This window comes from Halobacillus sp. HZG1, assembly GCF_035818575.1.
GTDB classification, from domain to species: domain Bacteria; phylum Bacillota; class Bacilli; order Bacillales; family Halobacillaceae; genus Halobacillus; species Halobacillus litoralis.
Genome location: NZ_JAYLVQ010000066.1, coordinates 26,690 through 40,499, shown reverse-complemented (window position 1 = coordinate 40,499; position 13,810 = coordinate 26,690). Strand labels below are relative to the sequence as shown.

The window sequence follows — 13,810 nt, the reverse complement described above, 5'->3', positions numbered from 1 at the left end:
TGTCCTTTTTTATTTGCTAAAAAAGGGGAGAGGAAATGAAAAGTCAAAAACATCGTCTGATTTGACGGGTTCATAACCACAGAAGAGATAAAAGAAGTGGAGCACTAAGGTCAGTTAAAAGAAGCGAATATATGAACGAATTGATGGAAGGGGCGAGATTTAAAGATGGACAAGAAGCAGATTGAGAATACATTGCGTGATTATAACTGGATGATTAACGAGATTAAGAGACAGAGAAATTTGTTAGAGGATGCAGGAACGAATCTTGTTGCTCAGTCCGGAATAGAATCGACCCTCCCAAAAGCGCAGGGAGAGTCGGGAGACCCAGTGGCTCGTGAAGTTGTCCGTCGTGATAAGAAGTACATTTGGATTCATAAGCTGGAAGTTAAGGTTTCATTCATCCAGGAGCGTATGGCTGTGATTGAAGGGGAGAGAGAAAAAGCTGTTCTTGAGTGTTTACTTGATGGCATGAGTATGGTTGCAATTAGCAGACATATGGGTTTATCTAGAAGGCATATATATAATCTGAGAGAAAAAATAGTTGATAAAATATCAAAAAAACCCAAATACTCACAACCAAAGGCTAATTGTTCATGATTACATTCGTTGGTATAATGTTCCTCTATATCCAATTTATATAATGGGAGGATACTATGAGATTTAATACGCTGTTTTTTAACGAGAAAAGAGTAGATATTACAGGACAGTATTCTCAAAGAATAGACGGATCAGTAGTATTACAGTTAGACAAGATGATGCCGACTAGAGAAATGTGTAGGTTGACCACAGAGGGGGTCTCATATATAGGCCTAGTGGATCCTGGAGCGGGAAAGTGGATAGTTCGTAAAGGGCCTTTCTCCTTGTGTGAAAAGTTGGGAGTTATTGTACTTTCACCTGATAAATGATTTCACGTATTGCACACATTACTCAAAAGGTGACGATTCTGGTTTAGGGTGTGTAAACTTAATGGCAGGAAGGAAAATCAATTAGTATAGTCAGATAACACTAGAACAATTTTGGTGGTAGTCTTTTAACACTAGTAATATTGATGTAGACTTGGGTTGGGTGTTTACTTAATTCTACATAAGAGGTGTTAATTTGAAGAAATTTGTTGTACTTTTAATTGTAATTAGTTCAATTTTTGTATTTTCCGTCCAAGCTTATGCTACAGAGAGGTTAAGTGGAATTAATAGAACTGATACAGCTGTTGAAGTTTCTAAAAAAGGATGGGAAAACGGTGCTGATACGGTTGTGTTAGCAAGAAATGATGAATTCCCTGATGCTCTTTCAGGGTCGGTTTTGGCATATCAAAAAAATGCTCCAATTCTTTTAACACAGGGTGATGAACTATCCAGTGTTACATCTAAAGAGGTTAAAAGGTTAAATCCGTCTGAAGTAATTATTCTCGGAGGAGAAAATGCTATTTCAGAATCAGTTTTATTTGAAATTAAAGACATACTTAGTGAAGTAACATTTGACCGAATAGCCGGTAAAAACCGTTATGAGACAGCGGTAGAAATAGCAGATAGCCTTGATCCACATAAAAGTGAGTATTCAAAAATGATTTCTGTTTTGGTTAATGGACGTAACTTTCCTGATGCTATCTCAGTAGCATCTTATGCAGCTCAAAAAGGGATGCCTATTCTATTAACGAAAAAAGACAGTTTACCTGGAGTTACTAAAGATTATTATGAAAATGGTGGATTGAAGAAGAAGTTATATATTATTGGTGGAACCGGAGTAGTAAGTAATGAAGTAAAGAATGAAGTATATCATTTCTATCTACAAGACAAGATCAGATTAGCTGGAAAAGATAGATATGAAACGAACTATGAAGTTAATTCTTACTTTGAAGAAGAATATAATCAAGCATTTTTCGCTACTGGAACAAAATACCCGGATGCTTTGACAGGAAGTGTACTCGCAGCGAAATCAAATGCACCTATTATTCTATCTGAACCAAATGAGAAGCCTGAATCCATTGAGCCCTTGTTACCTAAATATAAAGAGTTTACTATTTTAGGTGGATATGGAGCTATTAGTGAGAATATTGAACAGAGTCTAGATTATCATGAGAATAATTAAGAATATATGTATAGAAAAAGCATCTCTATTGTGATGCTTTTTTTCTGTTATAAAAGGGTTAGCGCAAGAGGGGGAGGGTTTTGTGATAGTAAAAATAACAGAGAAGCAACGACGGTTTGCTGACGAATATATAAAGACAGGGAATATTTCACAATCCTATAAGTCTGCATATCCCAATGTGAAGAAAGACTCAGCAGCGAGAGCTTCTGGAAGTCGACTGCTAACAAAGGCTAACGTTAAATCATATATTGATGAACGCTTAGAGGAGCTAAAAAAAGAATCCATTGCTGATCAAGATGAAATTCTCCAGTACCTCACATCAGTTATGCGAGGTGAGGTTAGTGATGAGCAGTTACTAGTCATAGGTGATGGTGAGCTTGGTTCAGAAGTCGAACGGCATAATAAACGGTCCGATACAAGTGATAGAACGAAAGCAGCTGAGCTGCTCGGGAAACGCTATGTCATGTGGACAGACAAGAACCAGGTTGAAAACATCACCCCTGAGTTTATTGAGGACGTGCCGGACGATGACGACTAAGCAACGCTCGAGAATATCAGTCAGCAAAATAATAGGGAAAGGTTACAACCGGTTTTGGAACAATAAACAGTTTTACCGGGTGGTTAAAGGTTCGCGTGGCAGTAAGAAATCAAAAACTACTGCTCTAAACTATGTTCATCGCATTATGAAGTACCCTTGGGCCAATCTGTTAGTGGTCCGCCGTTACTCTAATACAAATAAACAATCAACCTATACAGACTTAAAATGGGCAGCTTCCATGTTGGGAGTTGCTCATTTGTTTAAGTTCAATGAATCAATGCCGGAGATCACTTACAAGCCCACTGGACAAAAGATATTGTTTCGAGGCTTAGATGATGAGTTGAAGATCACATCGATTACTGTTGATGTTGGAATATTATCCTGGGCATGGTTCGAGGAAGCATATCAGATTGAAATGGAAGACAAATTTCGTACAGTTGTAGAATCGATTCGTGGTATGTATGATGCTTCAGACTTTTTTAAGCAAATCACAGTTACCTTTAACCCATGGTCTGAGAGACATTGGCTTAAGAAAGTCTTCTTTGATGAAGAGACCAGGGAGAAGGACACTTTTGCTACTACAACGACCTTCAGAGTCAATGAATGGCTCGATGATGTCGACAGGCAAAGGTACCTAGATTTATATCGTACTAATCCTAGGCGTGCTCGCATCGTTGCTGATGGAGAGTGGGGAGTCGCTGAGGGTCTTGTTTTTGAGAACTTTGAAGTCAGGGACTTTGATATCCAAGGAAAGATTAAGGAGATTCAGGAAACAGCTCACGGAATGGACTTTGGTTTTACAAATGATCCGACTACTGAGGTTAGCTCAATTGTGGATTTGGAAAACAAAGAGCTGTGGATCTACGATGAGCATTATGAGAAGGCCATGCTTACCGAGGATATATTCGAGATGTTGGTTGATAAAGAACTTAAAGAGACTCCGATCACTGCAGATTCAGCTGAGAGAAGATTGATTCAGGAGCTCATCAATAAAGGAATCCGACGTATGAGAGGGTCACTTAAAGGTTCTGGAAGTATTAATCAGGGAATTCTTTTCATTCAAGGATTCAAAGTGTTCATCCATCCTCGATGCGAAAATACGATTGAAGAATTCAACACTTACACCTTCGACCAGGATAAAGAAGGCAAATGGTTGAATACACCGATTGATGCTAATAACCATATCATTGATGCTCTCAGATATAGTCTGGAGCAATACCATTTAGGCGTCGAGAAGAAAGCCAATACCTACAAAGCGCTGCAGAACTTAGGGTTATAGGAGGTGGGAATGTGCCAAGTGCAAAAGATTTCGAACGGGCATTAAACGGTGTGGAAAATACTAAAAGACGATTTAGTCGGGAGGCTAACATTCAATACACGTATGAGTCATTAGAAGAGTTACTCAATAACACGAATGACTTATCTGCTATGATCAAGCATCACATTGAACACCAGCAGCCAAGATTAAATGAATTAGATGATTACTATAAAGGCAACAATACTGCGATTTCAGTAATGAATAGGCGAAAGGAAGATGACAAGGCCGATCATAGAGCAAGACACAACTATGCGAAGTATGTCTCGAACTTTATGCAGGGCTTTCTTGTAGGTGTTCCAATTGTCATGACTCATTCACAGGATGCTGCTCAAAAGAGGATTGATGAGGTTAATAAGGCGATTGAGAGCGATGCATTAAATGCTGACTTGATTTTAGATATGTCCATCTATGGTCGAGCATATGAGCTTGTTCATCGTAACCAGAGTGATGAAACCAAAGTTTACTTATCATCGCCTTTAGAGACATTCTTAATCTATGATAATACGATTGAAAAGAACATTGTAGCTGGTGTGAGGTACTTCATCGTAGGTTATGGCCACGATAAAAAAGTGAAGGTACTTCTCTACACGCCTACCAAGATCCATACGTATTACACAACAAATTTCGGTGATTACAACCTCACCTTTGAGGACACCAACGATCATCCATTTGGAGATGTGCCTTTAAACGAGCATTCCAATAACCGGTTTAGACAAGGGGATTTTGAAAATGTGTTAGATCTCATTGACCTATATGATTCAGCTCAATCCGATACGGCCAACTACATGACCGATTTAAATGACGCTATGTTAAAAATCGTGGGGAATGTGGATTTGGATCCAGAAGAAGCCAAGAAAATGAAACAGAGTAACATTATCTTCTTAAAACCCTCTTCCAATAATGCTGATGGTAAAGAAGGCTCTGTTGATGCTGATTACATCTACAAACAGTATGATGTTGCCGGAGCAGAGTCCTACAAGGATAGGCTGCAAACGGACGTCCATAAGTTTACGAATACTCCCGATCTTACTGATATTAATTTCAGCGGCCAGCAAACAGGCGAAGCTATGAAGTACAAGCTCTTTGGTCTGGAACAAATCCGTATTAATAAGGAGCGTCTTTTTATACGATCACTCAACCGTAGGTATCAGTTAATTGGAAATGTCATGAGTCTTGCCAGTGAAGCGAAGAAAGAGGAGTTCACCGGAATCACTTATAAGTTTACTCCAAACCTTCCGAAATCAACGAAAGAAGCAGTAGAGATGTTTAATGCTCTTGGTGGTGAACTTTCTCAGAAGACTAAGCTCAAGACAATACCGATGATTGTAGAAAATCCTGAGGAAGAAGAGCAACAGATCCAAGAAGAGCGAAGTAAGCAACGCCAGGCATCTAGTTATATGGAGAATTGAGGTGGTTAGGTGGCTGACAGTAAGGATTACTGGATAGAGCGCGAGCGGGACAACATTACAAGAGAACAAATGAAGGATGCTGAGGTAGCTGAGCGATTAAAGAAGATCATTAATCAAGCTCTTAGAGAAGCAGAGAAAGAAATTTACTCATTCTATGCTAAATATGCTGATAAAAATGAGATTAGCAAGACAGAGGCTAAGAAGCGCGTTTCTGAGATGGATGTACAAGCATTTGAAGAAACTGCTGCACGATACGTGAGAGAAAAGAACTTTAGTGAGAAGGCAAACCGTGAGCTAATGACTTACAACACGAAAATGCGCATTAACCGACAAGAGCTTCTCATGATGCAGGTAAACGCTCACTTGGTGGCTATGGCCAATGATCAAATTAATGTGTTCCAAAATTATCTAGAACAGGCCGGCGTTTATGAGGTAGCAAGACAAGCTGGTATTATTGGAGCTAACATCGTAATATCTCAGGAAACGCTCCTATCGATTGTGGGAGCTTCTTTTTATGGGGCTAAATGGTCCGACCGAATTTGGAGTGATATGAAAGCACTTAGAGAAGAACTTGAAGTTGTCATCAACAGTTCTATCACTCGAGGGGTCCATCCTCAACGATCCATAGCAAAGATCAGAGAGCGTTTTGATGTCACTACATTTGAGGCTCGTAGGTTATTGATCACTGAAACAGCTCGAGTTCAGACGGATGCTCAGAAACTTTCTTTCGAGGCACTAGCTGAAAGTGATGAGGAACAGGAATATGAGTTTGTAGCAAAGCGCGATAAAAAGACCTCAGAAACGTGTGAGAACCTTGATGGAAAACGATTTAAGGTGATTGACATGATGCCAGGAGTAAACGCTCCACCCATGCATCCTTTCTGCCGATCTGGCACGATGTTGGTCTTGGGAGAGTGGAGGGATAAACTCTTTGGTGACGAGAAAGAGAAGTATATCCTTTGAATTTGTCTTTGAGCAATAGACGTTAAACAGGCTTACAAATTACTATACTATCTGGGCTTGTAGCAATAACTGAATAGTTCTAATTAGGATAAGCACTAAACGGGACGTCATGGACTGTAAGGGGCTTTTTTTTATGGAATTAAAAGATATTTGTTAGGGACTGGATGGGATAAGGAGAATGGAAATGACTGAATTGCAAAGTAAGTTATATCGATTAAACCTACAGTTCTTCGCAGAAGATGCCTCGGACAATAATATCGACACAGAAAATCCAACATCTAATGACGGCGATGACAATTCTGATAACGACAAAGACCAGACCTTTACTCAGTCAGAAGTTGACTCGGCCATCAGTAAAGCTGTAGACACGGCGATCAACAACAAGCGTAAAGAGTTTGAAAAGGAAAAAGAGAAAGCCGTGGCAGATGCAAAGAATGATGCTAAAGCATACGCCAAAATGACCAAAGCTGAACAAGAGGAAGCTGAATATCAAAAACGATTACAAGACTTAGAAGATCGAGAGCGTCAACTAAACCTTAAGCAACTTCACACAGAGGTGGAGAGTGACCTTAAAGAAGAAGGTCTCCCTACTGACTTTGCAGCTTCATTAGTTGCAATGGATGATAACGAAAAGATCAAAGAATCTATCTCTAATATCAAGAAAGTATTTGATGAAGCAGTTAATGACGCTGTAAAAGAAAAGTTGCGACAGGATCCACCGGAAGGTAGTCAGTCATTTAAGGAGCGTCAATCATCTAGTAACAAATCACGTGCTGAGATGGCCAAGAATGCACGGATCATTTAACTAATAGGAGGAATGCTGAAATGACTACAAAGAAACCATATCTAAAATTGAATCTGCAGCACTTCGCAGAACAAACATTTAACCCAGACAACGTAATGATGAGCGATTCTAAAGACGGTACTGTACCAAAAGAATACGGATCGTTAATCATGAACGACATGATGCAGAATTCTAAAATCATGCAGTTGGGTGTCTACGAGGAAATGAACAAACAAGAGAAAGAGTTCGATTACTTTGCCGAAGGGCCAGGGGCATACTGGGTCAATGAAGGTGAGCGTATTCAGACATCCAAAGCTAAATGGCTGAAGATAACGATGAAAGCTAAGAAACTTGGGGTTATCCTTCCAGTCTCCCGTGAGTTCCTGCAATATAGCATGTCTGACTTCTTTGAGCAGATGCGCCCGAAAATCAGCGAAGCGTTTTATAAAAAATTCGATGAAGCGGGTATCTTGAATGTATCGAACCCGTTCTCTCAATCCATCGAACAATCCGTAACAGCTGCAGATCACGTTGTTGAAGGTGATATTACAGGAGACAATATTTTGGTTTTGGAGGATCAATTACTCGATGACGATTTCGAGGCCAATGCTTTTATATCAAAAGCTCAGAACGCGACAGCTTTGCGTCAAGCGACGATCGGAGAAGGGAACTTGCAACAATCCATTTACGATCGGTCTAATAACCGGATTGATGGACTTCCTGCAGTAAACTTCAAATCATCGAACCTTCCGAAAGGGACCCTTTATGCTGGAGACTTTGATCATCTCCACTATGGTATTCCTTTTGATATTTCTTACAAGATTGCTGAAGAAGGAACCATTTCAACAATCGTGGACCAAGATGGTGAACCAATCAACTTATTTGAACGTGAAATGGTTGCTCTACGTGCCACGATGGATGTGGCGATGATGATTGTTAAAGATGATGCCTTTGCTAAGTTGATGCCGGCTCCTACAGTTTAATAAAGAAAGGGTGAACGTAAATGCCTTACAAAGTAACTAGAGGATTCAAGGATAAGAATACTCAAATCCATTACCGACAGGGAGTGTTTTATCCAGGAGGTAGTGTATCTGATGAACGTCTCAAAGAGTTGATGTCTGAAGATAATGCTGTGAAGACTCCCGTATTGGAAAAGGTGAAAGAAGTACCAAGGACTAAAGAAGAATCACCGGAAGAAGAAAAGCAACCACAAGAAAATGAGTTTCCTAAACACAAGGGAGGACCCTGGTATGAACTTTCAAACGGTGAAAAGATTCAGGGTAAAGAAGAGGCTGTTCAAGCTGAAGAAGAATTGAAGTGATTTCATGGACTCTATTAAACAAAATGTAAAAGCAATCTTGGGGATCGATGATGACCTTCAAGACCAAGTCATAACTATCCTTATTAACAATACACAGTCTCACTTGAAGCTGTGGTTGAAAAAACATGCCGGACTGGATGAGATACCGGCTGAGCTTACTTTTATTATTGAGGAAATGACTATCAACCGTTTCCAGAAGCTCGGAAGCGAAGGAATGAAGTCCGAAGCTATTGAGGGCAGATCTGTCACCTATCGTGAGGACGATTTTAAATCGTATTTGTCTATTTTAGAGCCTTACATTCCAAAGCAAGATGGGTCTGGGAAGGTGATGTTTTTCTGATGAGATATGCAGATCGTGTGACTTTACACAAGACAGTCGGTAGTGGATATAACCCCGAAACAGGGAAGAACGAAGTTCAAGTCGATACCGGAGTCATTCTACCTTGTAATACTTCACCTTTGAGCTTGGAAAGAGTGAAGACGATATTTGGTTCTATAAATAAAGAAGTTGCTTCAGTAAGGCTTCAACGTCCCTTTAAAGGAAATCCAGATAAGGCCATGATCGGTGGTAACAGATATAACGTTCTTCGCCATGTAAGACATCGGTCGGAGAGCGTTTTTTATTTGGAAGAGGTGAGCGTATGGAGTTAGACGGTTTAGATGCACTGCTCGCCAAACTGGAACGAATGGAAGAAGACATTGAGGACGATGTGAATACAATCGTAAAAAATAACACTATCGAGATGACTGGAGAGGCCATACAGAATGGGCGGGCACGTTTCAATAAAGGTTACTGGACAGGACATACCGTGAGAAATACAAGGACTCAAAAGCTAGGGAGCTTACACTATCGAACCTTTGTAGATTCTGAATATGCAGGGTATCTCAATTTTGGTACTCGTTATATGGACCCGACGTGGTTTCTTAGAGATGCTTATTACAAGCAAAAAGATAAGTTTAAAGAAGATCTTGATCGACTCGTAAAGTAGGTGGATGAATGTTATCACCACAAATTCAATTATTTAACGCGATATTCGCCGCATCTTTAAATCTTGGATATAAGACTATTGATTACTCTCCAACGAGTGATGACAGTCTGCCTTATCCATTCGTGTTTGTTGCAGAAACTAATAGCGATGACGTGATCAATAATAAAGATGTCATTACAGGGAGAGTCAGGCAAACTGTGCATGTGTGGGGGTATGCTCATGACCGCGCCACGTTCACTGATATAGTCTATCAATTGGAAATGAAATTGAGACATTTAACAAGACTTAAAAACTACCGCTTGGAAATTACCGAGTTAAATTCCAACCAGATATTCGATAACACTACTACGGATAATTTGCTCCATGGAACAATTGAAGCAGAGTACAAATTAAGTTAGGAGGAACATGCATGAGTGAAATTGCGAAAGGCGTACACAAGGTCTTGTACTTCCGTAAGCTTGGAGAAGCTGCCGAAGGTGCAAAGCTTGTATTTCAAACGGAACACTCGAAGTCTTACTCTCGTGAGCGCGAAAAAACAGAAACCAAAGACGGTTCGGTTTCTGGATCATCCACACTGGAAGATGAAGTGAGTATCTCAGCACTTCAATCTACAGACGATCCAACATTCAGTATGCTAGAAGATTCTATTGTTGATGACTTTCCTGTGGAAATGTGGGAGGTCGATTTAGCCACGAAAACAGTAGACGATAGCGGGACTGAACCTGTAACAAAATTCGATGCTGAGTATCGCCAAGGCTATATTACAGAGTGGGAACCTACGAACCCAGCTGAAGGAGATGCGGAAGTTGAAGGAACATTTATGACTGAGGGAAAACGTCAGAAAGGTCAAGTGACCTTACCGGATGGAGATCTCCAAACATTATCATATGTATTCCATGATCTATTGTCCGATGATGTAGCTAACGATGGTTTGGCACCAGAAGAACCTGCTGTATAAGGGAGAGGGAGAACCTCTCTCTTTTTCTATGGAAATTTTTAAATGAAGGTGGAATTGAAATATGCATATTAACTTTAACGGAAGAGAAATTCAACTTGTTTTCGGACTGCGGACATTAACAGAAATTGATCGTGAACTAGGCTTTGAAATTGAAGGAGCAAGCCTTGGAGAGGGACTGGAGATGCTCATTCCCAAACTGCAAACAGGTAATATCGTTGGTCTATCTAAGATTATTAAAGCAGCCACATCACATGATAAAAAATCCCCCGAAACGTTTGATCAGTTGGAAGAGGTATTGAATGATATTGCGGAAGAAACAGGGTTTGAAGCGTTCGGTGAACAAGTTATTGAAGAACTGGGAAAGCGACCTATGACCCGAAGTCTTCTTCCAGACGATCTAAAGGAAACTCAAGAGAGCAAGGAGAAACCAACCAATCTAGAAACGGTTTAACCTACGATGAAATTGTGATCTATGCTTTGAGGAAATTGGGCATGGAGCGCTTACGAGATGTGGAACAAATGACATTATCGGAGTTTCACTATAAATACTACGCTCAGGAATACAAAGAAATCGACAATGAATACGAGCTTCATAAAATGGCATTCTTAATTCGCAATGCTAAAGCAACAAAGAATGTCGGGACGGATAAGAATCCGAAAGAAGAATATGTGTTCAAGGAGTTCGAGGACTTTTTTGATTATGAAAAGGCATTGAAGCTCATTGACGAGCCATTTGAAGAAAAGAAAGAGGATGTAGCAACAGCTAAGCTGTCACCTGCTCAATTAGCAGCTCAACATAACAGTCGAAAGGGGTGAAATTATGGCTGAGTATTCAATTGAAGCTGAATTAAAGGCGAATGCTAGTAAGTATAAGCGGGCAATTCAATCTGCAAAACGCGTAACGGAAAAGTTCAAACGGGAGTCTGAAACCATCAAAGAAGCTAGGCTTGGAGCTGATACATCGCCTTTGAAGCGGAATTTAAAGAGAGCTCGTAACATGATGAAGTTGTTTGCGCGTAATAAGACTAAAGCAGAAGTTGATGTTGGCGTCGATGATTCAGAAGCTAAACGTAAAATGGGCCTGCTCATTGCTGTTAAACAAGCTCTAAGCCGAAGAATTGTTATCCCGGTGGAAGCAAGAATTGATAAATTCCAGAAGACCATGGGGCGCATAGCTAATTCCATACAAGCCTTTGATACGGTTGCGGGCAACACTTTCAGAGGTTTAGGTCTTATGGTGTCATCAAGTCTTGTACCAATAATCGCCTCCATGATTCCGGCTATCATGGCTGTTGGTAATGCATTAGGAGTGGTTGGATCAGGAGCAGTTGCTTTAGCTGCTGCGTTCGGGTTAGCTGGTAGTGCGGCCATTGCTTATGGCGCGGCTGCGGCCCCTACGATCCAATCCATTATTGATGGAACGGCTGAGTCTACAAAAGAAAACATCAAAGCAGCTAAGCAGTTAGGTTCTCTTAAAAACGCTTGGAGACAAGTCCAGGAAGCCCTTGCACCTGAAGTTGCTGTAGCTTTCGGTAATGCAATGGAAGGAATAGAGACGGTCATTCAGTCTTTAAATCCAATGTTCACCAATATAGCAGACACTGTCGCCAGACTCTCAGAAAGTTTCAAAACGTTCTTTGAGTCATCATCAGCTCAAAGTTTCTTTAATTATTTAAATGGAAGTGCAGCCCCTATCCTTGAAAAGATAGTTAATGGAATTACCGGTTTCATAGAAGGTCTTATGAACCTCACGGTCGCTTTCGGTCCATTAACTGATTTCATGGCTCAAGGCTTCGAAGATATGGGCGGATCATTCGCTAGCTTTACAGAGAAAGTAGCTAAATCGAAAAAGCTCCAACAATTCATCCAATACATCAAGGAAAACTTGCCGGTAATCAGACAAATCTTTGGTGATGTGTTCAAAGGAATTATCAACTTACTCGTAGCGTTCAACGATAACAGCGCATTAATCTTTACGTCATTATCCACTATGGCTGCCAGGTTTAGAGAGTGGTCAGCTGCCATATCGGAATCGGATGGCTTTCAAAAGTTTATTCAATACGTCCAAGAGAACGGCCCGAAGGTCATATCTCTTATTGGAAACGTTATATCATTCATCATCAACCTGGGAATTGCATTAGCTCCATTAGGATCTAAAGTGATGGAGATTGCGAATAGTATTCTGAGCTGGACAAACTCCATGTTGGAAAATTATCCGGTAATCGGGAAAATCGTTGCAATTGCTACTTTACTTGGTGGGGCGCTAATTGCATTAATTCCTAACATCGTAGCAATAGCTAGTCTTTTTTCAGGACTTGGAGCCAAATTAGTTTCCTTGTTCACGAGGGTGAATGGCGTTCTACCTTTAATGACGAAGCTGCGCACGGCCTTTTTAGCCGTAACAGGCCCTGTTGGTATAGCTATTGCGGTATTCACTGGCTTAATCGCTTTATTTGTGATGATGTACAATCGGTTTAATTGGTTCCGCCAAATGGTTCATCAAACTTGGGCTGCTATCCAGTCTTCATTTTCGACCGCGCTGTCCTTTATACAACAAGTCGTGACTTCGGTTGTATCTGCGGTCGTTACTTTTGTAGGTTCTCAGCTGAAAAAATTCCGTGGTTTTTGGGATGAAAACGGCGCTCAAATTTCTAGCTTAACAAAAAAATATTTTCAATTAGTCCTATCGGTGATTCAAACGGTAATGTCCGCCATTCTTGGGGTCTTTCAAGCAATCTGGCCCATATTGTCTAACACTGTGAAGGTAACATGGTCCCTTATAAAAACCATTGTTTCAACAGGGATAGACATTTTACTAGGTCTCTTTGAGGCAGGACTAGCTATACTGCGAGGTGACTGGTCAGGCGCCTGGCAAGCAATAGAACAAATCGGAAAGAATATCTGGCGTAACATCGAGTCTTTTTTCTCTAACATTGATCTTACACAAATGGGTAGAGATATTATTCAAGGATTGCTTAATGGTATTAGTTCCATGTTTGGTTCGATTAAGAGGATGATTTCAAGAGCAGCGGACTTAGTTCCTAATTGGCTCAAGAAAAAATTAGGAATTGCTTCTCCTTCCAAAGTTACGACTCGATTAGGCGAGTTCACAGGGGAAGGGATGGTCGTAGGTGCTGGAAAGATGCTTCCTAAAATCGCTAAGAGGGCGAAGGAAATGGCTGGAGCGATTACACCTAAAGAGAAGGACATGACTATAACTCCTACACTTCAAACAACAAAAATCTCATCAAGTTTGAGGAAGCTAAAGAAGAACAGCGCATCTAAAGTTAAAAGTGCCGTTAGTGCTAGTGTGGAGTATCGCGATAAACAACCTGCTAATATCCAATTAACAATTGGCAGAAGTAGCTACCGAGCTTTTGTTGAAGACATCACCAATGAACAGGAATTGAGAGAAGAGTTAAATCGGAATTTCGCATAGAGGAGG

General features: G+C 40.5%; 17 protein-coding genes. All 17 read left to right on the top strand.

The features are described from left to right. Positions 1-165 precede the first annotated feature (165 nt). The 17 genes from VKA52_RS12720 (at position 166) to VKA52_RS12640 (ending at position 13,804) form a co-directional block, all read left to right on the top strand. A complete protein-coding gene (locus tag VKA52_RS12720; RefSeq protein ID WP_326315906.1) occupies positions 166-597 on the top strand; it encodes a helix-turn-helix transcriptional regulator in 432 nt (143 codons plus the stop codon). A gap of 501 nt (positions 598-1,098) precedes the next feature. Beyond that, positions 1,099-2,085 (top strand): cell wall-binding repeat-containing protein, encoded by a 987-nt coding sequence (locus tag VKA52_RS12715; RefSeq protein WP_326315905.1) that lies wholly within the window; start codon positions 1,099-1,101, stop codon positions 2,083-2,085. Positions 2,086-2,170: 85 nt separating this feature from the next. After that, positions 2,171-2,623, top strand: coding sequence for a terminase small subunit (locus tag VKA52_RS12710; protein WP_326315940.1), 453 nt, complete (start codon positions 2,171-2,173; stop codon positions 2,621-2,623). After that, positions 2,613-3,902, top strand: coding sequence for a PBSX family phage terminase large subunit (locus VKA52_RS12705; protein WP_326315904.1), 1,290 nt, complete (start codon positions 2,613-2,615; stop codon positions 3,900-3,902). Before VKA52_RS12710 ends, VKA52_RS12705 begins: the two co-directional genes overlap by 11 nt. Positions 3,903-3,913: 11 nt before the next feature. After that, positions 3,914-5,350, top strand: coding sequence for a phage portal protein (locus VKA52_RS12700; protein ID WP_326315903.1), 1,437 nt, complete (start codon positions 3,914-3,916; stop codon positions 5,348-5,350). Positions 5,351-5,359: 9 nt separating this feature from the next. Further along, positions 5,360-6,313: a minor capsid protein gene (locus tag VKA52_RS12695; RefSeq protein ID WP_326315902.1), complete on the top strand. Its 954-nt coding sequence runs from the start codon at positions 5,360-5,362 to the stop codon at positions 6,311-6,313. Between the two features lie 184 nt (positions 6,314-6,497). After that, complete coding sequence (locus VKA52_RS12690) at positions 6,498-7,118, top strand: DUF4355 domain-containing protein (protein WP_326315901.1); 621 nt, start codon at positions 6,498-6,500, stop codon at positions 7,116-7,118. Positions 7,119-7,138: 20 nt separating this feature from the next. Continuing rightward, complete coding sequence (locus VKA52_RS12685) at positions 7,139-8,080, top strand: phage major capsid protein (protein ID WP_326315900.1); 942 nt, start codon at positions 7,139-7,141, stop codon at positions 8,078-8,080. 20 nt (positions 8,081-8,100) lie between these two features. Further along, positions 8,101-8,418: a hypothetical protein gene (locus VKA52_RS12680; RefSeq protein ID WP_326315899.1), complete on the top strand. Its 318-nt coding sequence runs from the start codon at positions 8,101-8,103 to the stop codon at positions 8,416-8,418. Positions 8,419-8,422: 4 nt separating this feature from the next. Further along, entirely contained in the window at positions 8,423-8,758 is a 336-nt protein-coding gene (locus VKA52_RS12675) for a phage head-tail connector protein (RefSeq protein ID WP_326315898.1), read from the top strand. After that, complete coding sequence (locus tag VKA52_RS12670; protein WP_326315897.1) at positions 8,758-9,069, top strand: hypothetical protein; 312 nt, start codon at positions 8,758-8,760, stop codon at positions 9,067-9,069. The genes VKA52_RS12675 and VKA52_RS12670 overlap by 1 nt, the downstream gene beginning before the upstream one ends. After that, positions 9,060-9,407 (top strand): HK97-gp10 family putative phage morphogenesis protein, encoded by a 348-nt coding sequence (locus VKA52_RS12665; RefSeq protein ID WP_326315896.1) that lies wholly within the window; start codon positions 9,060-9,062, stop codon positions 9,405-9,407. The genes VKA52_RS12670 and VKA52_RS12665 overlap by 10 nt, the downstream gene beginning before the upstream one ends. Positions 9,408-9,415: 8 nt before the next feature. Then, positions 9,416-9,805: a hypothetical protein gene (locus VKA52_RS12660; RefSeq protein ID WP_326315895.1), complete on the top strand. Its 390-nt coding sequence runs from the start codon at positions 9,416-9,418 to the stop codon at positions 9,803-9,805. Positions 9,806-9,816: 11 nt separating this feature from the next. After that, positions 9,817-10,365 (top strand): phage major tail protein, TP901-1 family, encoded by a 549-nt coding sequence (locus VKA52_RS12655; protein ID WP_326315894.1) that lies wholly within the window; start codon positions 9,817-9,819, stop codon positions 10,363-10,365. Between the two features lie 61 nt (positions 10,366-10,426). After that, a complete protein-coding gene (locus tag VKA52_RS12650; RefSeq protein WP_326315893.1) occupies positions 10,427-10,816 on the top strand; it encodes a tail assembly chaperone in 390 nt (129 codons plus the stop codon). 41 nt (positions 10,817-10,857) lie between these two features. Further along, the gene (locus VKA52_RS12645; protein WP_326315892.1) at positions 10,858-11,181 is read left to right on the top strand and encodes a hypothetical protein; all 324 of its coding nucleotides are present in this window, start codon (positions 10,858-10,860) and stop codon (positions 11,179-11,181) included. Positions 11,182-11,185: 4 nt separating this feature from the next. Next, positions 11,186-13,804: a phage tail protein gene (locus VKA52_RS12640; protein WP_326315891.1), complete on the top strand. Its 2,619-nt coding sequence runs from the start codon at positions 11,186-11,188 to the stop codon at positions 13,802-13,804. Positions 13,805-13,810: the final 6 nt, after the last annotated feature.